We start from the raw sequence: 23323 nt of genomic DNA, 5'->3' as shown, positions 1-23323 counted from the left end.
TGCTTTAATCTAAACTAATAGGGTATGAAATTCGCGAAACTGCTTTTTTCGATTATATTTTTAGGCTATTTCCTTTTGTGTGGAGGAGCATCCCGTAATGTGACTCATTACACCATCAGTGACGGACTTTCGAATAATGCGGTATATAGCATTACGCAGGATACGAAAGGGCGTATGTGGTTTGGAACGATTGACGGTTTGCACAGTTTTGACGGGAATCATATTCGTGTGTGGAGAGATAGTCGGGTAGAATCCTTGGGCGCTTGCATTTATACCATATTGGAAGATAGCATGCAACTTTATGTAGGAAGTGAGCGAGGACTGGCAATCTTCAATTTATTGACCGAGAGCTTTTCTGACTTTCAGGCCCGTTCCGAGTTTGGTGAGAGCATACATTCTTCCGTATCTCATGTGATGCGTGACAGTCGGCATAATATCTGGATAACTACTGCAGGACAAGGAGTGTTTCGTTACAATCTTCCCAATAAGACACTTCATCAGTATATGGCTATTGGAAAGGTAAACTGTGATTTTGTGTATTATATAATGGAGGATTCTTCCGGTACGATATGGCTTGCTACCCGTGAAGGAGGAATCAGTCGTTATGTAGCTTCGCAGGATATGTTTCAACCGGTAGCTTTACAGGATGTGAAAGATGCCCGTGTGCTGTTTGAGGATTCTTCTCATCGCCTTTGGGTAGGAACGGGGAGAGATGGACTTTATTTATTAGATAAGGAGCATGGGCGACTGATTCAGAAAATTCCTCCTCTACAGTTTAATCATCCTTTTCAAGTAAGAAAAATTGTTGAATGGCAGCCCGGTCATCTGTTGTTGGCTTCGGATGAAGGGTTGACGAAGTATGATGTGACTACGGAAAAAGTCGATGTGATAAAAGCAGATAGCAGACATCCGGAAGGACTGAACGATAATTACCTGCATGAATTGTTTCTTGACCGGGAGAATGCGCTTTGGATAGGTACTTACTTTGGTGGGGTAAACTATGTTTCTTCCGTGCAAGATAATTTCCGACATTATCATAAGGACAATTCTCAATTGGATGCACGTATTATCAGTGTGTTTGCCCATGCCGATAAGGATAATTTATGGATTGGAACAGATGATGCCGGCTTCTTTTATTGGGACAGACAAAAACAGACATTTCAGGGGTATCGCCCTCAAAAAGGAAAGCCGGGACCTGCCTATCATAACATACATGCCTTGTTACAAGATGGAGACAAATTGTTTGTGGGTATGTTTATGGGTGGCCTGGATATTCTGGATTTGCGGACAGGTAAGTTTAAAAATTATAAGGCAGATACTTCTCCACGTTCATTGTATTCTTCTGAAATATATGCACTTTATAAAGATTCCAGACAGAAAGTATGGATTGGTACTACTGCCGGATTAAATTGTTACAATTCGCAAACAGATGACTTTAAACGAATATATGAGCTGCATGGAGCCAATATTTCATATATTTTTGAAGAAAAAGGTAAGAAGTTGTGGGTATGTTCGCTTAACAGTGGAGTATATTGTCTGGATTATCAGACCGGGAAATGGATGCATTATTTTCATCAGTTGAAAGATGAAGAAGGCACTCTGCCGACGAATCAAATCATTACCGGCTGTTTGGATATGCAGGGAAGGCTTTGGCTCGGTACGGATGGCGATGGCTTGCTTCGGTATGATCGGAAAAAGGAGGTGTTCGTACGTGAAGGGCTGCCGGAGCACATACGTGTGATTTATAAGATATTACCAGATAAAGATAAATTGTGGTTTACCACCAATAATGGCATGTATTGTTATCAGCCTCTTACTTCTTCTTTGAAGTTTTATAATAAGAAAGATGGTTTACAAGAAAATTTGTTTCTTCCCAATTCCGGAATCCAGTTGTCTGACGGAACAATAATGGTGGGCGGAGTAAATGGATTCAATGAATTTCGTCCTGATAAGATACAAGTTGATACACAGATTCCTACCGTCATTCTGACTGATTTTCAACTATTCAATAAACCGGTGATTATTGGAAATGAAGATTCTCCATTAAAAGTTTCCATCACTTATGCAGACCGTCTGGTGTTGGACTATTCTCATTCTATGTTTAGTTTTTCGGTAGCTGCCTTGAGTTATATTAATACCTCAAAGAACAAGTATCGCTATCGTTTGGAGGGGTTTGAAAAAGATTGGACGGAAACGAATGATGCTCCTCATGTGACGTACACAAATTTACCTGCCGGGGATTATGTATTTCAGGTGAGTGCGTCTAATTCTGATGGGATGTGGAATGAAAATGCCATAGCCTTTCCTATTAAAGTGCTGCCTCCTTGGTGGGCTTCTTCATATATGATTGCTGGATATATATTGTTAGGGATAGCAGGTCTGGTTTATGCTTATTATCGGATGAATAAAATACATCGTCGGCGCATGACCTTATTGACAATTAAAAAAGACCGTGAGATTTATCAGAGTAAGATTGAGTTCTTCACGGGCATCATGCATGAAATACGTACTCCGTTGACATTGATTTTGGCACCACTGGAAAATGTGATGAAGAGTTCTGGAACAGTGAAGGATGTACTTCCTCAATTACAGGTAATAGAACGAAACGGGAAACGTTTGCTTACGTTGGTGAATCAGTTGATGGATTTTCGGAAGGCTGAATCGGGAGGAATGAATGTGATATTGGCTGAAACTAATATCAAAACTTTATTGATGAATGTATATGAGCGTTTTCAACTTTCAGCAGATATAAAGCATATAAAAATTAGTCTGACTATGCCGGAAGAATCTTGTTATGCCCGTGTCGATCAGGAGGCCTTTACGAAGGTGGTCAGCAATTTATTATCAAATGCATTGAAGTTTACAGACACTTGCATTTGGATTGATTTGTTGATAGTTGGTGATAAAAAACTGGAGGTACGGGTGAGAGATAACGGGCGGGGCATCGATGTAAAGGAGCAGGAAAAGATTTTTTCACCTTTCTATCAGGTCCCGGATAAGGCATCTTCCGGACGTATTGGAACTGGAGTCGGACTTTCGTTGGTCAAGAAACTGGTTGATTTGATGCATGGCGGTTTGAACTTGGAAAGTGAACTGGGGGTTGGTTCTACATTCATTGTCAGCTTTGATAGAGTTGAACATAAAGAAGGGCAGGTGGTTGAACAGGCACCCTCTCAAGATATACAGGCTGAGGATAAGGCCGACATCCCTGAAGGACAATATCGTATTCTGATAGTAGATGATAACCAAGATTTGAGAGAGTATTTACACCAACTGCTGTCAGTCCGCTATCAAGTGTCGTGTGCAGAAAACGGTAAAGAAGCCTGGGATAGAATCTTACAGAATATGCCAGACCTGGTAGTCAGTGATGTGATGATGCCTGTGATGGATGGTATACAGCTTTGTCGGAATATTAAACAGAATCTTTCTACCAGCCATATTCCAGTAATCTTGCTTACGGCAAAGGCTGCTTCCGAAGACTACGTGGAGGGACTTGAAAGTGGTGCTGATGTATACTTGGAAAAACCATTTTCGGGTGATGTGATAAATGCACAGATTGCAAGTATTTTCAGAAATAGAGAAGGCATGAAGAAAGATTTCAAGACTAAACCGATGGTCTCTTCTGTTTCTATTTCTAAGTTGGATACACTTTTGATGGATAAAATTTCAAAAATTATAGAAAAACGAATGACAGACTCTGATTTTACAGTGGATGTGTTGGCTCAAGAAGTCGGGATTTCAAGGTCGGGACTATTCGCGAAAATCAAGGCTATATCGGGAATGACTCCTAATGATTATATCCGTCTGATTCGTTTAAAAAAGGCTGCATATTTGTTGGCGGAGGAAGAAGTGTCCAGTAGTGAAGCTTGTTTCAGGGTCGGCTTCTCTTCTCCTTCTTATTTTGCGAAATGTTTCCAGGCACAGTTCGGCATTGCTCCGGCAGAATTCAGACGGAAAGGTGGTAAAGATTGAGGGTACTTAGCCGTTAGAACATGAACGCGATGGAAGTTCCGAAAGTAAAATTATGCATAGGCGTTCTTTTACTATACGAACGGACTTCGCGGTTACCCTCTTCGTCTGCCCAGGAGTTCTTCAGGTCGTATGTCAGTCGGGGGGAGGCAAAGTCATAGTCGCAATAGAGACGCAGGGCCGCATTTTCCTTGTAGCGGTAGGCGAGAGAAAGGCCGGTTCCTAATTTGAATGTAGAACTTTTACGAATGTGAAGAAATTCCTCATCAATGAAAGTACTCTGTAGCATTTCCTGAACGCTGAGACCTTCCTGCTGGATATAGTAATCTACGTCGGCTTTATAGAATTGGTCGTAAGCTTCCTGGCTCACTTTCTGGCGGTCGAAAATGGCTGGATTAATCCGTGAAATAGAGTTTAAGGTAAAGTTTGCATTAGTGCGTCGTCCAGCTAACAGCTTGCTTCCTATCAGGAAGCGGCTGCTGAGCGGATAAGAAAAGTAAAGTCCTAAATCGATGTCACACATGCCTAAATGGTCAGATTCCAGTCCGTCCAGCAGGTACATGTTGACAGGGGCTCCTTCCTTTAGGTCATTGTCCAGGTCAAAATGCTTTTTGTTCTCTTCGGGAATGTCGGCAATAACAGGAACGGTAGCTACTCTCAGTCGCCCTCCCAAGCCGATATACGCATTGAAAAAGTAAGCTCCTTCTGCGCTGACAACGGTCGATGTACCCGTATGCAGGCGCATGCCCAAAGGAGTTCCTTCTTCTGTGTCATAGAGGTCGGCGGTGCGTAAAGTGGAAGGTCCTGTGGCAAATCCCATGTTGAGGCTCAGAAATGAAGGTGCATCGTAGCGGTTGAAATGGTGTGTTGACCGCGTTCCGGTAGCATTCTTGTGAAAAATCAGGTCAGAAAAGAAATAGCCTAAGTCCGTTGAAATCATGCCGATTCCAGCTCCTACCAGCACATCGCCAATCCAGTGACGGTTGTTCAGCTGGCGTGTTATACCGGTTATTCCCGCTAAGGTATATCCTCCGATGCTGTACCACGGGCTGAGCATGCCGTATTCTTTATGCAGGATTGTGGCACACATAAAAGCCGTGGCCGTATGTCCGGAAGGAAATGAGTTGTTTGATGAATTGTCCGGACGCATTTCTTTGGTTGTATATTTCAGGGTGTTGACAAAGCCGGCCATCAAGGCTGCTGAGAAAATATTGCTGACTGTGAGTTCCTTCCATGAACTGCGGCTTTCTACTCCAGCTAATTTCATGCCCCATGTGGCAACTAACGGGACATATTGTGTATAATTGTCATATTCGTGGTGAAAAGTCGGTTGGAAGCGATTGCGCAGTGTACGGAAATCCTGGTTTTGTTTTTTGACGATTAATCCGGAAACGATAAAAGGAATTCCCATGTACGAAAAGTTTTGCTGGAAAAGTTCCTTTGTTTTCTTTGGCTTCGCAGGAAGAGCCGATGAGGTGAGAGAAGACGTAGAGTCTTGTGTCAGGAAGTAATGTCCCATCGGATTATGTGCACATAGCGGGTGACAGGTCAGTGCTGAAATAAAGAAAAATAATAAAGTGCATATTCTCATTGCTGCCCGTAGTTTTAGAAATACATGGTAAAGAGAGCGGCAAAGATAGTGCTTTTAATAAAGAGACTGAAAGTTTTCAGATGTACATTGGGAAAATGTAAATGTATGAAGATGAGATTTTTATGATTTTATATGATGTACAAGTACGTTGGAATTGGGCATAAAAAAAGGAGACCGATGATTCAGTCTCCTTTTATATTAATGGAAAATCCGATTATTTAATGTTCGGGTTCAGTTTGTTCCATTCAGAGATAGCAGGAAGAACGCCCATAGCGATTACTTCGTCACGCAGGTCGCACAAGTGAGCGTAGCTCTTGTCCAAAGCAGCCTGTTCTTCCGGAGTACCCTTCAGTTCAGCGCAGTGGCAACCGTCAGCTGTGATTGAAGTTTCCCAAGCCATCATGATGTGATCGTACTTATCATTTGAGATATAAGTACCAGCCGGCCAACGGAAAGCTTTACCGCCCATAGCAGCACCGATCATTTCGATAGAAACGTATGCCGGGCTCTGGAATGAAGAACGGCCACGCAAGTTGATGATGTTGGCACCACCTTTTGTTACTTTCTGCTGGATTTCAGCCCACTGTTCTTTAGTCAAAGCGTCAGTACCGATCATGTCGATCAACGGTTTGCCGTTTACTTTTGCAGTTGAAGCAAATACAGCCATCTGTTCGCCGTGGCCACCGTAAGTACGGCAGTTTTCAACAGCGTCCATAGATACGCCAAAGTGTTTTGCCAATTCGCTGCGCAGACGAGTAGAGTCAAGAGCAGCCAAAGTAGTAACCTGGCTCGGTTTCAAACCAGAGTACAGCAAAGTGATCAAACCAGTGATATCAGCCGGGTTGAAGATGATAACGATGTGTTTTACATCCGGGCAGTACTGTTTAACGTTCTTACCGAATTCTTCAGCGATGGCAGCGTTACCTTTCAACAGGTCTTCACGAGTCATACCAGCTTTACGAGCTGCACCACCTGAGTTAACGATATATTTAGCACCAGTCAGCGCTTCTTTGATATCTGAAGTGAAAGTGACATTCACACCTTCGAAACCACAGTGGAACAATTCTTCAGCAACACCTTCCAAACCTGGAGCGTACGGGTCGTACAAACAGATGTTAGGAGTTAAGCCCATCATGATGGCAGTCTGAGCCATGTTAGAACCGATCATACCGGCAGCACCAACAATGGTAAGTTTTTCGTTTGTTACAAATTCCATAATTCTTATGTATTTAAGTTATGTATAAAAGTGTATAAGTCTTTGTTCTTTTTGTTCGATGCAAAGATAGGAAAGTTATCATTGAAAAACGAATCTTTGTTCCGGGAAAAATAGGGGTAAAAGAGAGGATTTCCAGCAATTACGGAAAAATTTCACTATTTTTAGATGTCAACCCCTGATTTTGTAAAGAGTAGGTTACATTTTTCTCTGTCGATGTCAGCATGGTTTCTTTTCTATGTGTTTCCCGGAAGATTTTTTTCTGTTTCTTCTATGTTTTGTATGAAACTTTCTGGTGAATTCTCTGTCCCACACTGTGGGATACAAAAACCACAGTGTGGGATACATATTTCACACTGTGGGATATAAAAACCACACTGTGGAACAGAGAATATGAAAGTATGAAAAAAGGAATGGATAAGGCGATTTGGCAGAATAGCTGGTCATTCTTTCAATTCTATATGGGAAGTTATTGTGATTTCTGAAATATTCCATATTTTTGTCCGATAACCAATTTGAGGATGAAAGTAAGATTCTATATATTGTTCGTGTGGATGCTGGCTGTATGCGGCCTTTCTTCAGCACAGGGGAAGGATGCGGAATGCGTTGTCCCTCAGGAGGAAACGGATACGGCGGAAGTATATCTTCCTTCCGACTCCTTGTTTGCCCGTTTTTTGGAGAGCAAGCATATTCCAATTACTTCTTGTAACCGGATGACGCTGCTGAAAAGTGGACGTAGCAAGTTTGAACATCTGTTTGAGGATATCAAGAAGGCCGAAAAGTACATCCACCTGGAATATTTCAATTTCCGGAGTGACTCCATTGCCAAGGAATTGTTTACCCTGCTGGCGGAAAAAGCGAAGGAAGGAGTGGTCATCAAGGCCCTTTTTGATGATTTCGGTAACCTGTCGAACAGCCGTCCGTTGCGGAAGGAACATTTGAAAATGCTGGCCGACCGAGGCATTGAAATGGCGCGTTTCAGCCCCATCCGTTTCCCGTACGTCAATCATGTGCTTTGCCGGGACCATCAGAAAATTGTGGTCATTGACGGGAAAGTGGGTTATACGGGTGGAATGAACATTGCCGACTACTATATTAATGGCTTGCCGGAAATCGGGGCGTGGCGTGACATGCACATCCGCATAGAAGGTCCGGCAGTGAAATACCTGGAAGAAGCGTTTTTAGGGGTGTGGAACAAGGAAACCCATGAAGGTCTGGAAGAAAGTGCGGTAGTGCCCGACAGTTTCTGCGTGGGCTCCGGACGAAGAGTGGCCATTGTGCAGCGCATCCCGAAAGTATGTCCGGCCATCATGCGGGAGGCTTACATTGCCGCTTTGGATGCGGCGGAACATAAGGTGCAGATTATCAATCCGTATTTCACTCCTACCCGGAAGGTGCGGAATGCCATCAAGCGGGCGGCCCAACGGGGAGTGAGAGTGGAAATCATGATACCCGGAAAGTCGGATATTTCATTTACGCCCGATGCGGGGTTTTATATAGCCAACAAATTGCGTAAGGCCGGCGCGCATATCTATGTGTTCAACGGGGGATTTCATCATTCCAAGATTATGATGGTGGATGAGCGCTTCTGTACGGTGGGCAGTACGAACTTGAACAGCCGCAGCCTGCGTTATGATTATGAGATCAATGCATTTGTACTGGATTTGCCGACAACGGCCGAGTTAGGCGAAGTGTTCCGTCAGGATAAGCTTAACAGTACAATCATGACGCACGACGAGTATAAAAAGCGGAGCGTATGGCGGCGTTTTGTCGGCTGGTTCGCACATTTGTTTACCCCGGTTATATAATAATAAGGGAGAATATACCCCGAAACTACGATTTTTTTCTTATTTTTGTCCGATTATATGGAAGTAATTCCAGAAGAAAGAACCTGATTTTTTTGAACCGGAACCGCATGGCGTTTTTTAAGGATGTAATCGGACAAGATGATGTGAAGCAGCTGCTTATCCACAACGTACGGAGTGGAAAGATGCCTCATGCTTTGTTGCTTACAGGACCTTCCGGCAGTGGGAAGCTGCCTATGGCACTGGCACTTTCACGCTATTTGCTTTGCCATCATCCGGGAGAGGAAGATGCCTGCGGGCAGTGCAACTCCTGCAAGATGATGGACCATCTGGCGCATCCCGACATGCATTTTGTATTTCCGGTGGTGAAAAAAAAGGCGGGGCGTGACGTGGTGTGCGATGAATTCCTTCCTCAATGGCGCGAAATGCTGGAGCGTAATCCGTATGCCGACCTTCAGGAATGGATGCGGATGATAGATGCCGGCAATCAGCAGCCGCAGATTTATGTGCGCGAGAGTGACGAGATTCAGCGTAAATTGTCGTTGAAAGCCAGTCAGGGAGGATATAAGGTGATGCTGGTTTGGCTGCCGGAAAAGATGAATGTGGAGTGTGCCAACAAGCTTTTGAAGCTGTTGGAAGAGCCTCCTTTGAAAACCGTATTCCTGCTGGTCAGTGAAGAGCCCGACTTGTTGCTGCCTACGATTGTGAGCCGTACGCAGCGGGTGCATCTGAAGCCTTTGCTGGAGGCAGATATTGAGCGTTACCTGGAAAACCGGTATATGCTGCCGCAGGAAGATGCCCGTGACATTGCGCATCGTTCGGCGGGAAGCCTGTTGAGGGCGGTAGAAAACGTACACTTGGGTGAAGAACACAAACTTTGTTTCGAACTTTTTGTGAATCTGATGCGTACAGCCTATAAACGTGACATCCGTAGTCTGAAAGCCTGGAGTGAACAGGTGGCAGGCATGGGGCGCGAACGGCAGAAGAATCTGCTGGAATATTGCCAGCGGATGGTGCGCGAAAACTTTATCTGCAATTTCCGCCAGCCGGATATGATTTACTTGAGTCCGGAGGAGATGCAGTTTGCCACCCGTTTTGCACCTTATATTAACGAGCGGAATATCTTTTCGGTGACCGGACTGCTGGAAGAGGCGCAGGTGCACATTGAACAGAACGTCAATCCGAAAATGGTTTTTTTTGACATGGCACTGAGAATGATTGTAGAAATGAAACAACAGTAACAATATATGGATGATTTTAAGCTAAAAAACGGAAGCGGCCGACTCTGCTGTGGAGGCTGTGGACGACAGAATAATAAACTGAATACCTACGACTGGCTGGCCGATATCCCGGGTAATGCAGAAGAACAGGATATGGTGGAAGTACAGTTCAAGAATACCCGGAAAGGCTATTACAAGAACAGTAACGGTCTGCACCTGGTAAAGGGCGACATCGTGGCGGTAGAAGCCAGTCCGGGACATGACATCGGTACGGTGACACTGACCGGGCGGCTGGTACCCTTGCAGATGCGGAAAGCCAACCTGAAACCGGATGCGGAAATACGTCGCATTTACCGGAAGGCGAAACCGGTGGACCTGGAAAAATACGATGAGGCCAAGTCGCGTGAACATGACACGATGATCCGTTCGCGCAAGATTGCGGAGAATCTGGGACTTCAGATGAAAATCGGTGACGTGGAATATCAGGGTGATGGTAACAAAGCCATCTTCTATTACATCGCCGACGAACGGGTGGACTTCCGTCAGTTGATTAAGGTGCTGGCCGAAACATTCCGGGTGCGTATCGAGATGAAGCAGATTGGTGCCCGTCAGGAAGCCGGACGTATTGGAGGAATCGGTCCTTGTGGACGTGAGCTTTGTTGCGCTACCTGGATGACGAATTTTGTGTCTGTATCTACCAGTGCCGCACGTTTTCAGGATATTTCACTGAATCCGCAGAAACTGGCCGGACAGTGTGCCAAGCTGAAATGCTGTCTGAACTATGAAGTCGATGCCTATGTGGAATGCCAGAAGCGACTGCCCAGCAAGGAGATTACACTTGAAACCTTGGACAATGTCTATTATTATTTCAAGGCCGATATTCTGAAAGGAACCATTACTTATAGTACGGACAAGAGTTTCCTGGCCAATGAGGTGACGATCTCTGCCCGCCGTGCTTTTGAAGTGCTGAATATGAACAAGCGGGGTGAAAAACCAGAAAAGTTGGATGAAGAAACATCTCCTCACGATTCGCAGCGTTCAAAAGATTTGCTGGAACAGGAGAGTCTGACGCGTTTCGACAAGGCGAAGGCAGCAAGAAATCGGAAAAAGAAATCAAAGGCAGCTCCCCAGCCGGGTAATCAGCCTGCAGCTTCGGCAGAGGTCCGTGGGAATGGTACTGCCCCCGAAGGAGGAAAAGAACGGGAAAACAGAGGACCTCAGGCCCGGAATAACCGTCCGCCTCGTTCCAAGGTCAACAATCAGGCTCCTCAGGCTGCTCCAGGAAATACGCCGCAGGGAGAAGCCAATGCGAATCAGGAACCTCGTCCAAGTCGGAACGGAAGACGGAATTTCCGCCGGAACAATAATAATGAAGGGAATAAACGTCCGGAACGTAATTCGAATTCAGATGTACAAGCATAAAAAATGGACAATGGGCATACCGGGATTCCCGTGTATGCCTCTCTTTTTTCAAAAGGTAAAAGCTGGACTGCTTCTGTGGGGGCTGTGTCTGTGGCTGTCTGCCTGCCATACGGACACGAAGTATCATGTGTATCAGTCGGTACCTGGAGAGGGGAGCTGGCAGAAAACGGATTCTTTGGTGTTTAATCTCCCTCCGGATGTGCCTGCGGGAACCTGTCGGATGGAAGTGGGCATCCGGCATACCGGGACCTATCCTTATCGGGATATCTGGCTCTCGGTGACTCAAATCGACGGAGATTCTCTTCCTCCGCATACAGATACCTTGCATATTTACCTGGCCGATGAGAAAGGACAATGGAGTCATGAAGGAGCTATCGGCGGATTGTATCAGGCTGCTTACGTGTATGACAAGCCGGTGGTACTGACAGACGATTCCATCGGACGCCAGTTCCGGGTGACCCATTTGATGCGGCAGAATCCGCTGCCAGGTGTTTCGGATGTCGGCATCCGCTTATTTTTCCCGGGCGGCGTCAATGCGGAGGAACACAAATAGCAGAATGGTGAATCCCCATAAGGAAGACCCTCCGTAACTGAAGAAGGGAAGAGGGATTCCGATGACAGGGGTCAGTCCGAGTACCATTCCCACATTGATGAAGAGGTGGAAGAAGAAGATACCTAACACACAGTAGCCATATACCCTTCCAAAACGGGTTTCCTGCCGTTCGGAAAGTACGATGAGGCGGAGAATAAGTGCCATGAAGAGGGAAATGACAACGGCCGATCCCACAAATCCCTGTTCTTCGCCGATGGTACAGAAAATAAAGTCGGTGTCTTGTTCGGGTACATACTTCAGTTTGGTCTGTGTACCGTTGAGAAATCCTTTTCCGAACAATCCTCCGGAACCGATGGCAATCTTGCTTTGGTTGACGTTGTATCCGGCTCCTGCCGGGTCGTCTTTCATTCCTAACAGAACCTCGATTCGGATTTTCTGATGAGGCTCCAGCACGTGGTTGAATACATAGTCGGTCGAAAAGAAGAATATTCCTGACCCGATGACAAACAAAATGATATAGAGATATTCCCTTATTTGTTCCTTGAGGTAGAAGTAAAGAAGTGCAATCACGATGGCTCCGCAAATGATCAGTTGCAAATGGCAGACATTAAACGGAATTACGTAGTTGGAAAACAGGGTGCCCAACAGAGTTCCTCCTCCTCCAATGCCAAAGATGTAGATTGGCAACTGGGGAACTTGCCGACAGAATCTTCCCACCAGAAAGGCCGACAGCAGGATGATCAGTGTCAGTACGGAAAATTCTCCCCAGGAGGTCATGTCGTCGGGCATAATCTCAGCTCCAAACCGGAGTCCGACAATAAAGAAGATAACGGCGCAGATGCCGGAGAACAATACGGCACCTGTCATACCTTCTCGATACAGCATGAGAAAGAAAGAAAGGTATACCAGGGCGGAACCGGTTTCTTTCTGGAGAATAATCAATATCATCGGCAGCAGGATGATGCCTAATACTGCGATCAGGTTGCGGGTGCGCTGCATTTGGAAGGTGTATTCGTTCATGTATTTTCCTAATGCCAGAGCCGTGGCAAACTTGGCAAACTCGGCCGGCTGCAGGCTGACAGGTCCGAGTACGATCCACGAACGTGAACCTTTGATTTCGTGCGGGTTGAAGATAGTACCGAAAAGGAGCAGGAGCAGGACGCCGTAAATCAGGTAGGCGTATGTGTCGTAAATACGGTCTTCGAGCATGAGGATGACGAATCCCAGTCCCAGCGAACAGCCTATCCACATGAGCTGCTTGCCGGCACGTGTCGTGATGTCGAAGAAATTGGGCTCTCCGTAATCATAGCTTGCTCCGCATACGCTGAACCAGCCACAGATGACCAGCACCAGATAAAGTGCAATGGTCCACCAGTCCACATTCTTCCATACGCTACCTCTCGTGAATCCCATAATCAATCCTCCTGTTTTGAATTTCTGTTGCCAATGTCTCGTCTTCTTCCGAAAGCTTTCCTTTCAGATACTTTTCAATCATGAGCCGTCCGATGGGCACTCCGTAGACCGCACCGAACCCTCCGTTCTCTACATATACGGCAATGGCAATTTTCGGGTCTTTCATGGGGGCAAATCCCATGAAAGCGGAGTGGTCTTTTCCTCGGTTTTGGGCTGTACCGGTCTTTCCGCAGACTTCAATGTCGGGCAGGTTGGCTCCCCGGCAGGTTCCGCCCAGTACGGCTGCGCGCATGCCTTGTACCACTTCTTCGTAGTGAGAACGGTCTACCATGGTGTACCGTTTCTTGGAGTAGAGTGTATCGAGTGGTTCACCTTCTACTTCTTTCACCACATGGGGCGTGATGAAATAGCCTCTGTTGGCAATGGTAGCTCCTAAGTTGGCTATTTGCAGCGGAGTCAGTGTCACCTCTCCCTGTCCGATGGAAATACTGATGATGGTCAGTCCGTTCCAAGAGCCATGATAGGCTTTGTCATATACGCTGGCATTGGGGATATACCCTCTTTTTTCACCGGGGAGGTCTATTCCCAAAGGATAGCCGAATCCCATGGATACCATGTAGTCTCTCCAGGTATTGAGGGCTTTCTGTACGGAACCGTATTTCTGTCTGGCTCCAATCATGTGGTAAAGTCCCCAGCAGAAGTAACCGTTGCACGAGGTCGCTATGGCCGGAATCAGCTGAAGTGGCGAGGGGTGCGAGTGACAGCCTACATGGAGTCCTCTGAAATTGAATCCCCCGTTGCAGGGATAACTGGTGCCGGTGGTAATGATCCCTTCCTGCAAGTAGGTCAGAGCCTGTGAGGTCTTGAAGGTAGAGCCGGGAGGATAAGTACCCATAATGGCACGGTTCAGCAAGGGTTTCCACGGGTCACGGGCCAGTATCAGGTGATTCTTTCCTCGGTTTCTGCCCACCATCTGGCGCGGGTCGTAGGAAGGCGAAGAAACCAGGCAGAGCACTTCACCGGTAGAAGGCTCTATGGCTACAATACTTCCGATTTTTCCTTCGAGCAACCGCTCGCCCAATTGCTGAAGTTCGATATCCAGGCTGAGCCGCAGGTTCTTGCCGGCTACCGGTACCTTGTCGAACTTACCGTCCATATAGTTTCCCTGAATACGTCCGCGGGCATCGCGCAGCAATATCTCAATACCTTTTTCACCTCGCAGCTGTTTCTCGTACGAGCGTTCTACCCCCAGTTTTCCGATGAAGTCGCCGGGGATGTAGTAATCGTCCTTTTCCATGTCTGATTTGGATACCTCGGCAATATCACCTAAAATATGAGCACCGGCGTTATAAGTGTATTGCCGGATGGTACGACGCTGGATATAGAAGCCAGGGAACTTGAACAGTTTCTCCTGAAATACGCCACAGTCTTCTGCCGACAGCTGGGTCAGGAATACCTGATTGGTATAAGGAGAATATCCCGGATTGAGACGACGGTCTTTGATGTCATGAAATTTTTTCCGCAGGAACTCCGGCGTGATTTTCAGTGTCTGGCATAAGTCGGTTGTATCCAGTTCGGTAATTTCCTTCATGATGACTGTAATGTCATAGGCAGCCTGGTTGTAGACCAGCAGCTTGTCATTACGGTCGTAGATGACTCCGCGGCTGGGGTATTGTATCCGTTTGAGAAAAGCGTTGCTGTCGGCATTTTTCTTATAGTCTTCACTCATAATCTGCAAGGTAAGGAGGCGTATAAGAAAAATCAGTACAATCACCACGACTGCACCGGCAATGACGTATTTCCGCTTTTCAAGATCGTAATTTCTTTCCACTATTTTTTCCTCCTGACAGAATCAATACATAAGATGAGAATGAGCGTGATGACTGCATCGCTGGCTATTTTCAGCAACAATATTTGTGGCTTGGCAAAAGAAAACATGTCCAGCAGGTTTAAGATGACGGCATGCAACAATACAAGGGTCAGGGTGTATCGGAAGAATGGAGTGAAGCCCATCTGGTAGATGCCTGGCTCAAAATTCTCCGTTGTGTCACGCAAGGAGAACAGACGCAGAATCCAGGGGCGGCAGAAAGCTGTCAGTACAGAAGCTGCCGCATTCAGGCCAGGGGTATTGCTGAACACATCGATGCAGAGTCCCAGGAAAAAAGCCCATAGGAGAAGTCCTTTCCGGCTGTTTCCTGAATTGATTTTCAATAAGAAATAAATATATAATAAGGGCGTTGCATATTGTTCAAAATGGATGTGATTCAGCACCAGTGCCTGAAGCAAGACCAGGATTATAAACCATTTAAGGCGTATGATGTATTGCATAATTTCCCAAACTTTTGTGTTGTTAATCTTTATGGTTGCACGGAACGGATACTGTCCTCTAACTGTGCCTGTTCGGTTCCGTTGAAGGAACCCAATACCCTGACATCGTTCAGGCGGGCGAAATCGGTGAAGAGTTTCACTTTGAGCAAATAAGACAAGCCGTCGTGGCTGTCGGTCATATCATCCACCGTACCTACCGGTATTCCTGCAGGGAAAACGGCACTGTATCCACTTGTCACGATGGTATCGCCCAAAGTAAACTCCGAGTGTCTGGGCATATCTTTCACGTAAGCATATTGTGAGGAACCCCCATCCCATTTGAGAAAGCCGAAATAAGACGTCCGCTTGATTTTACAGCTGATGCTGCTCTTGGAGTTAAGTATAGGCAGTACAATGGAGTGGTGCTGACCGGTCAAATAGATGATACCTACCACCCCGTTACCGCATACGACTCCCATTTCCGGGCGGATGCCGTCGGCCGATCCTTTGTCGATGGTTATGAAATTATTGGGGTGGGTAATACTGTTGTTCACCACTCTGGCATCGTAGAGCACATAATCTTTCAGTGCGTTTTCGCGGAGAGTGGCTATACCGGTAGTATCCTGTGTGTATTGTTCCAGAGCTTGTGAAAGGCGTTCCACTTCAATTTCCAGCTCTACGTTTCGTGCAGTAAGGTCTTTGTTGACTTCCGTAAGCCCGAAATAACGTGTGACTTGGTTGGAGGCTTCGTACACCAGTCCAGCCACATAGTTGGCCGAAGTGAAGAAAGCACTTCCCTGATAATTGTTGAAACGGAACAGCAGGACGAGGGAAATGATTTCCAAAAGAACGAAAACAAACCAATGATTATATTTCAGCAGGAAATTGATAAGATTTCTCATGGAAGAGAGTCTGAATGGTGTATAAACAAAAAATGAAAATTGAAAATGAAGGAACCTTGCGACCCCTTCATTTTCAATTTTATGAGATTATCTCATCAGGAATGAGAACCGATCTACATTTTTCAAGGCGATACCGGTTCCTTTGGCTACGCTCAGCAAGGGATCTTCGGCCACGTGGAAAGGAATGTTGATCTTGTCGGTGAGACGTTTGTCCAGACCGCGCAGCAGTGCTCCGCCTCCAGCCAGGTAGATACCGTTGTTTACGATATCGGCATACAATTCAGGAGGTGTATTTTCCAATGCACTCAAGATGGCTGTCTCTATTTTGGCAATGCTTTTCTCCATGCAGTGTGCGATTTCCTGATAGCATACTGGCACTTCCATCGGAAGGGCTGTGATGCGGTTAGGTCCTCGTACGATGTAATCTTCAGGTGCATTGTCACCCAAGTCAGTAATAGCTGCTCCTACGTGAATCTTGATACGTTCAGCCATTCGTTCACTGACTTTGACGTTGTGCTGACGGCTCATGTATTCCTGAATGTCGGCTGTCAAATCATCACCCGCCACGCGGATAGAGTTGTTAGACACAATGCCTCCTAAAGAAATCACGGCGATTTCGGTAGAACCTCCACCTATATCTACCACCATGTTTCCTTCCGGAGCTTCCACGTCAAGTCCGATACCAATGGCAGCGGCCATTGGCTCAAAAATCAGGTAAACGTCACGTCCACCTGCATGTTCCGCACTGTCGCGTACGGCACGCAGCTCCACTTCTGTAGAGCCTGAGGGTACACCAATTACCATACGCAGGGAAGGAGTGAAAAGATGGCGTCCGGTATTTACCTTTTTGATTAATCCGCGCATCATTTGTTCGCAGGCATTGAAGTCTGCAATCACTCCGTCGCGCAAGGGACGTACAGTACGGATGTTCGGGTTTTCTTTTTCGTACATCAGCTTGGCACGTTCACCCACGGCAATCATTTTGTCCGTGCGGCGATCCAATGCAACGACAGAGGGTTCGTCTACTACGATCTTGTCGTTGCAGGTAATGATGGTATTGGCTGTGCCAAGGTCCATCGCTATGTTTTGTGTAAAGGAGAATAATCCCATTCCTTATAATAAGTCTAGAATTTTGAATTAATAATCCGTATAAGAAAGGTAAAGTAACTGGCTTCCCTTTTTATTTCTTGAAATAGTCGCGGATAGCAGTATCGTAGTGTGAAGATACGGTAAAGGCTTCACCGGCAAACCAGCGACGTTGTTCGCGTGTAGTTACGGCACCTTGTTTGTTCAAAATGTCCAGCAACGGCTGATACTGGTGTTTGCTGGCTACGATGACTACATCGTTGAAATTCTTGGCTCCGGCACGAATCAATGAGATACCACCTATATCAATCTTTTCGATGATATCCTGTTCAGCTGCACCGCTGGCAACGGTATCTTCAAACGGATACAGGTCTACAATGACCAGGTCGATTTCTGGAATTTCATATTGAGCGACTTGTTTCTGGTCGCTTTCCAATTCTCTGCGGCAAAGGATACCTCCGAAAATTTTAGGGTGCAAAGTTTTTACACGTCCTCCTAAAATTGACGGATAAGTGGTGATGTCTTCCACTGCCTTGCAGGGATATCCCAGTGATTCAATGAACTGACGTGTTCCCCCTGTTGACAGGAACTCAACTCCTTCGGCATGGAGTTTTGCTAAAATAGCATCCAAGCCGTCTTTATGGTAAACAGACACCAATGCGGTTTTGATTTTCTTTGATTCTGACATAATTTTGAGATTTTGAATTCAGCCGCAAAATTACGAATTTTCAGGTGATAAATATAGGATAGCAGGAATAAAATATCTTTTTTTTACATTCACATTGAAAGTTTTACCGTAGACCTTCTTGTAAATATCCCCCTTATTGGGTTCCTTTCTGAAATTTTGTAACACGATTGTAACATCTATGACATTTGTTTATAACAAGTATGAAATACTTTTGCACTCGGAAAAAACTTAGCAAAACAAGTTATGGAAACTATTTATTTAGGAATTGTCATATTCCTGTTTATGCTGGCAGTCTTCGATTTGCTGGTAGGTGTCAGTAACGACGCGGTGAACTTTATGAATTCGGCTGTGGGTGCAAAGGTCGCAAAGTTTAAAACTATTATTATTGTGGCTGCTATCGGAGTCTTTGCCGGAGCTGTGTTAAGCAACGGGATGATGGATATTGCCCGTCATGGTATTTTCCAGCCTGTAAATTTCAGCTTCTATGAAATTATGTGTATTCTGTTGGCGGTAATGGTGACAGACGTGGTGTTGCTGGATGTCTTCAATACGTTGGGCTTGCCTACTTCCACGACCGTGTCTATGGTGTTTGAGCTGTTGGGAGGTACGTTTATCCTGGCTATTTTGAAGATTATCGGCGATGAAACCGGTATGTTGAGCTTGGGCGATATGATGAATACAGAAAAGGCCCTTTCGGTGATTATGGGTATCTTCCTTTCTGTAGCGGTGGCTTTCATTGCAGGTACCATTGTACAGTATGTATCCCGACTTATTTTCAGTTTCAATTATAAGAAACATCTTTCATGGACCATCGGTGTGTTCGGCGGAATTGCCGTGACAGCCTTGGGTTACTTCATTATTATACAAGGTTTGAAGACGGCCACCTTCATGACGCCTGAAAAACAACAGTGGATTCAAGATAATACGCCGATGCTGGTGGGTGGATGTTTTGTGGTGTTTACCGTCATCATGCAAATTCTGCACTGGTGCAAGGTGAATGTGTTTAAGATTATAGTATTGTTGGGAACCTTCTCATTGGCATTGGCTTTTGCCGGAAATGACTTGGTGAACTTCATCGGAGTACCTTTGGCAGGTTTCTCTGCTTATACGGATTATGTAGCCAACTCAAACGGAGCAGGTATCCACGATTTCATGATGTCTTCTCTGATGTCTTCTGCCAAGACACCGGCTATCTTCCTGATTGCTTCAGGTATCATTATGGTGTATGCGCTGGCCACTTCTAAAAAGGCAAAAAATGTGATTAAGACTTCGGTCGACTTGGCTCGCCAGGAAGAGGGGGATGAAATGTTCGGCTCTTCTGCACTGGCTCGTGTCATTGTACGTCGTGCTACCAATATCAATGATTTTCTGGTGCGTGTGATTCCGGTGGGTATGCGTCGCTGGATTGACAGTCGTTTCAACAAGGATGAAGTGATTCTGGCCGATGGAGCAGCCTTCGATATGGTGCGTGCTTCAGTGAATCTGGTTTTGTCTGGCTTGCTGATCATCATCGGTACGACCATGAAGTTGCCGTTGTCTACCACTTATGTGACCTTTATTGTGGCAATGGGTAGTTCGCTGGCCGACCGTGCCTGGAGTCGTGAGAGTGCAGTCTATCGTATCACAGGTATGCTGTCTGTCATCGGTGGTTGGTTTATTACTGCTTTCGTAGCCTTTACGATTTGTGCGCTCGTCACGATTATCATGTTCTATACCAGCTTTGTCGGTATGTTTATCTTCATCGTGGTAGCTGTAGTGCTTCTGGTACGCAGCAACATCCAGTATAAGAAGAAAGAAGAAAAGGTGGAAGGCCAGGACGATGTGTTCAAGCGGATGATGAGCAGCAAGGACAAGAGCGAAACATTGGCATTGCTTCGTCAGCATGTGCAGGAAACCTTGGCCAGCTATGTGGATTTCAGTGAGAAGACTTACGTACGGGTAACGGACGGATTTATCCATGAAGACTTGCGTAGTCTGCGAAAGGCCATGAGTGCTACAGACGATCAGAAAAAGATGCTCAAGAAACGTCGCCGGAAAGAAATTTTGGGATTACGCCGTTTGCCTATGACAGTCGCTATCGAGAAAAATACATGGTTCCATTTGGGAAGCAACAGCTGTGAACAAATGCTTTACTGCTTGAAGCGAATCTGTGAACCGTGTAAAGAGCATGTGGACAATAACTTCAACCCGATTTCACCGGATTGCGTGAAAGAATTCCTCCCGATACGTGAACAGCTTTGCAACCTGATGGAGCGTACCAAGCAGGTTATCAGTACTGGAAATTATGCGGATACAGATGATATTCTGAAGAAAGGGGATGAGCTGAAAAACAATATCTCTGCTTTGCGTAAACAACAGATGAACCGGATGCAGGAGTCTGACAATACAAGCTTGAAGGCTGCTATGGTCTATTTGAATATCCTTCAGGAATCTCAGGAGTTGGTAAGTATTTGGCGCCATCTGTTGCGTGCCAGCCGTTTCTTCCAAGGAGATTACGTGCCGAAGGAGGTTGCTATATTGACTTTGGCAGAAGAACGTTGATTCTGATTTGCTTTTTGAATTAATAAAAAGGCCGGCAAGATTTTTTTCTTGTCGGCCTCTTTTTTATTTGGATTCATCTTCCTTTATTTCGGTGAGGTTGCCTGTGGTAGAATCCATGATGAATCCTCTTACCCGGATGTCCTGTGGTACCAACGGATGATGGCGTACGATGTGTACGCTTTTCTGTACGGCTTCTTCCGTATCGTTGAAGCCGCTGAGCCAGGAATTCAGGTCAATGCCACAATATTGCATCATTTCGATGTGGTCTTGCGAAATTCCTCTTTCACGCATGTGGCGTAGCATCACCTGACTGTCCATGTGCTGCACACCGCAATCAGTGTGTCCGATAATCATGACTTCTTCCACACCTAATTCATAGATGGCCACCAGCAAGCTTCGCATGGCACTTCCAAAAGGGTGGGTGATGGTACCTCCGGCATTCTTGATGATTTTGACATCTCCGTTTTTGATGCCCAGGGCGGCAGGCAACAGTTCTGTCAAACGGGTATCCATGCAAGTGACAATGGCAATTTTTTTGTCAGGATATTTGTTGGTGATGTACTTTTCATATCCCTTGCTCTCTACAAATGTTTTGTTGAAGTGTAATAATTCGTCTATCATAGTTCTTTCTCTTTTGTGTAGAATACGGACAAAAATACAGATTTATTTTGTGATTTTCCCGACGCTTTTCGGTAGAATCTCCAAAATCATGTACTTATCGTGAAATGCACGTCTGATTTTTTCGTACTTTTGTAGCAAATTCAACCAAACTCTTAAAATATGGCTAAAGAACTCGAACTCAAGTACGGCTGCAACCCTAACCAGAAGCCGGCCCGCATTTTCATGCAGGAGGGAGAACTGCCTATTGAAGTATTGAACGGACGTCCCGGTTATATCAACTTCCTGGATGCGTTCAACGGATGGCAGTTGGTGAAAGAACTGAAAGAAGCTACCGGCATGCCGGCTGCTACTTCGTTCAAGCACGTGAGTCCTGCCGGAGCCGCAATCGGTCTGGAACTGGATGAAACCATGAAGAAAATCTATTTTGTGGATAATTTGCCTTTGTCTCCGCTGGCAAATGCGTATGTGCGTGCCCGTGGAGCTGACCGCATGTCGTCTTATGGTGATTTTATTGCCTTGAGCGATGTATGCGACGAAGAAACAGCCCGTTTCATCAGTCGTGAGGTTTCCGATGGGGTGATTGCTCCGGGATATACAGAGGTGGCATTGGAAATCTTGAAGAAAAAACGTAAAGGTACTTACAACATCATCAAGATTGATCCGAACTATCGTCCAGCTCCGATTGAACACAAGGATGTGTTTGGCATTACGTTTGAACAGGGAAGAAATGAAGTGAAGTTGAACGGTCCGGAATTGTTTGCCAACATTCCGACTCAGAACAAGAACTTCCCGGAAGCTGCCAAGCGTGATTTGATGATTGCCTTGATTACATTGAAATATACCCAGTCAAATTCTGTATGCTATGTGAAGGACGGACAGGCTATCGGTATTGGTGCCGGACAGCAGAGCCGTATCCATTGTACACGTCTGGCTGGTAACAAGGCCGATATCTGGTACCTGCGCCAGCATCCGAAAGTATTGAACTTGCCTTGGGTAGAAAAGATTCACCGTGCAGACCGTGACAATACCATTGATATTTATATCAGCGAAGACCATGACGATGTCTTGGCAGATGGCGTATGGCAGCAGTTCTTTACGGAAAAACCGGAAGTGCTGACCCGCGAGGAAAAACGTGCATGGCTGGATACGTTGAAAGGAGTATCTTTGGGCTCTGATGCATTCTTCCCGTTTGGTGACAACATTGAACGTGCGCACAAGAGTGGAGTAGAATATATCGCTCAGGCTGGTGGTTCTGTACGTGATGACAATGTGATTGAAACATGCGATAAATATGGCATTGCCATGGCATTCACAGGCATCCGTCTATTCCATCATTAATTCTGAAGGAAAGAGATAAAAAAAGGAGAGGTGCAAATTTGCACCTCTTTTTTTGTAAATAGGTGAAGATTTGCTATCTTTGCTCACACTTTAATACGCAATCTTGGGGTTGTTTGGTTTTGACAGCGAGAGATGTGGTATGTAAGCATGCAGTGCGTCAGTGATTTGCACTATAATCTCAGTTACTGAACAATTATCTGGCAACGAAAATTATGCTCTCGCTGCTTAATCGAAGTATAGTAGATTAGCTTTATTTCTGTCACAGTGATGGAAACGAGACATCGCTCAAAAGCTCTTGTTCCGAAGCGTTTGGTTTAGCGGTGCAGCAAATTCGGAAATAGTTTCAGTCTTGTTCCGCGGCTGGAATGAAATTTTAGGGACTAAGGCATAAGTGGGTGGCTCTGGTCTTGCTTGTGCACGAAAACCGAAGGCAGAGATAAGCATGTAGAAAGCATATGGCTTCCTTGTTTGGACGAGGGTTCGACTCCCTCCAGCTCCACGAAGATCCTTGAGAACCGCTGATTTTCAGCGGTTCTTTCTTTTTTATATCATCTTTTGTTTTCTCTTGATTAGTTCCCTTTTCTTGGCTCTATTGACTTATTGGTAGATAGAAGAATAAAAAACGGCATATATTCTTTGGGTTTGGAGAATATA

General features: G+C 45.6%; 15 protein-coding genes, 1 other RNA gene and 1 pseudogene. 8 read left to right on the top strand and 9 right to left on the bottom strand.

All coding sequences use genetic code 11. From position 1 onward, the window contains the following. The first annotated feature begins 24 nt into the window (after window positions 1–24). Window positions 25–3972, top strand: a complete 3948-nt coding sequence (locus tag H6A28_RS06225) for a hybrid sensor histidine kinase/response regulator transcription factor (protein ID WP_204479379.1) — start codon at window positions 25–27, stop codon at window positions 3970–3972. Between the two features lie 13 nt (window positions 3973–3985). On the opposite strand, the gene H6A28_RS06220 is transcribed toward H6A28_RS06225, so the two are convergent. Together H6A28_RS06220 and H6A28_RS06215 are read right to left on the bottom strand one after the other, a co-directional pair. Continuing rightward, a complete protein-coding gene (locus H6A28_RS06220) occupies window positions 3986–5380 on the bottom strand; it encodes a phosphatase PAP2 family protein (protein ID WP_204479368.1) in 1395 nt (464 codons plus the stop codon). Window positions 5381–5774: 394 nt separating this feature from the next. Next, complete coding sequence (locus H6A28_RS06215; protein WP_148329808.1) at window positions 5775–6776, bottom strand: malate dehydrogenase; 1002 nt, start codon at window positions 6774–6776, stop codon at window positions 5775–5777. 518 nt (window positions 6777–7294) lie between these two features. Between H6A28_RS06215 and cls the strand changes: the two genes are divergently transcribed. From cls to H6A28_RS06195, 4 genes are all read left to right on the top strand, one after another. Then, a complete protein-coding gene (gene cls, locus H6A28_RS06210; RefSeq protein ID WP_204479364.1) occupies window positions 7295–8581 on the top strand; it encodes a cardiolipin synthase in 1287 nt (428 codons plus the stop codon). Window positions 8582–8688: 107 nt separating this feature from the next. Then, complete coding sequence (gene holB, locus H6A28_RS06205) at window positions 8689–9819, top strand: DNA polymerase III subunit delta' (protein WP_204476927.1); 1131 nt, start codon at window positions 8689–8691, stop codon at window positions 9817–9819. A 6-nt stretch (window positions 9820–9825) separates the two neighbouring features. Next, a complete protein-coding gene (gene ricT, locus H6A28_RS06200; protein WP_204479362.1) occupies window positions 9826–11220 on the top strand; it encodes a regulatory iron-sulfur-containing complex subunit RicT in 1395 nt (464 codons plus the stop codon). Beyond that, entirely contained in the window at window positions 11207–11773 is a 567-nt protein-coding gene (locus tag H6A28_RS06195; protein ID WP_204476924.1) for a gliding motility lipoprotein GldH, read from the top strand. The genes ricT and H6A28_RS06195 overlap by 14 nt, the downstream gene beginning before the upstream one ends. On the opposite strand, the gene rodA is transcribed toward H6A28_RS06195, so the two are convergent. From rodA to H6A28_RS06165, 6 genes and pseudogenes are all read right to left on the bottom strand, one after another. Further along, window positions 11732–13186, bottom strand: coding sequence for a rod shape-determining protein RodA (rodA, locus tag H6A28_RS06190; protein ID WP_204476922.1), 1455 nt, complete (start codon window positions 13184–13186; stop codon window positions 11732–11734). The genes H6A28_RS06195 and rodA overlap by 42 nt on opposite strands. After that, window positions 13167–15017: a penicillin-binding protein 2 gene (gene mrdA, locus H6A28_RS06185; RefSeq protein WP_204476920.1), complete on the bottom strand. Its 1851-nt coding sequence runs from the start codon at window positions 15015–15017 to the stop codon at window positions 13167–13169. Before mrdA ends, rodA begins: the two co-directional genes overlap by 20 nt. Then, window positions 15017–15517 carry a rod shape-determining protein MreD gene (gene mreD / locus H6A28_RS06180; protein WP_204479403.1) on the bottom strand — a complete coding sequence of 167 codons (501 nt, stop codon included), beginning with the start codon at window positions 15515–15517 and terminating at the stop codon, window positions 15017–15019. Before mreD ends, mrdA begins: the two co-directional genes overlap by 1 nt. Window positions 15518–15543: 26 nt before the next feature. Further along, complete coding sequence (gene mreC / locus H6A28_RS06175) at window positions 15544–16395, bottom strand: rod shape-determining protein MreC (RefSeq protein ID WP_204476918.1); 852 nt, start codon at window positions 16393–16395, stop codon at window positions 15544–15546. An 87-nt stretch (window positions 16396–16482) separates the two neighbouring features. Further along, window positions 16483–17505, bottom strand: coding sequence for a rod shape-determining protein (locus H6A28_RS06170; protein WP_204476917.1), 1023 nt, complete (start codon window positions 17503–17505; stop codon window positions 16483–16485). A 79-nt stretch (window positions 17506–17584) separates the two neighbouring features. Continuing rightward, window positions 17585–18169 (bottom strand): annotated as a pseudogene (locus tag H6A28_RS06165) (IMP cyclohydrolase); the annotation flags it as partial. Window positions 18170–18412: 243 nt separating this feature from the next. On the opposite strand from H6A28_RS06165, the gene H6A28_RS06160 reads away from it, so the two are divergent. Continuing rightward, the gene (locus tag H6A28_RS06160; RefSeq protein ID WP_204479358.1) at window positions 18413–20710 is read left to right on the top strand and encodes an inorganic phosphate transporter; all 2298 of its coding nucleotides are present in this window, start codon (window positions 18413–18415) and stop codon (window positions 20708–20710) included. 63 nt (window positions 20711–20773) lie between these two features. Here H6A28_RS06160 and H6A28_RS06155 read toward each other — a convergent pair whose 3' ends face one another. Continuing rightward, the gene (locus H6A28_RS06155) at window positions 20774–21331 is read right to left on the bottom strand and encodes a beta-class carbonic anhydrase (protein WP_204479356.1); all 558 of its coding nucleotides are present in this window, start codon (window positions 21329–21331) and stop codon (window positions 20774–20776) included. Window positions 21332–21490: 159 nt separating this feature from the next. Between H6A28_RS06155 and H6A28_RS06150 the strand changes: the two genes are divergently transcribed. Both H6A28_RS06150 and ssrA read left to right on the top strand, forming a co-directional pair. Continuing rightward, window positions 21491–22669: a phosphoribosylaminoimidazolecarboxamide formyltransferase gene (locus H6A28_RS06150; RefSeq protein WP_204479354.1), complete on the top strand. Its 1179-nt coding sequence runs from the start codon at window positions 21491–21493 to the stop codon at window positions 22667–22669. A gap of 105 nt (window positions 22670–22774) precedes the next feature. Further along, window positions 22775–23171, top strand: a transfer-messenger RNA (tmRNA) gene (gene ssrA, locus H6A28_RS06145). The last annotated feature ends 152 nt before the right edge of the window (window positions 23172–23323 follow it).

Source organism: Bacteroides mediterraneensis (assembly GCF_016900355.1).
Taxonomy (GTDB): domain Bacteria; phylum Bacteroidota; class Bacteroidia; order Bacteroidales; family Bacteroidaceae; genus Phocaeicola.
This window is presented reverse-complemented; position numbering and strand designations above follow the sequence as displayed.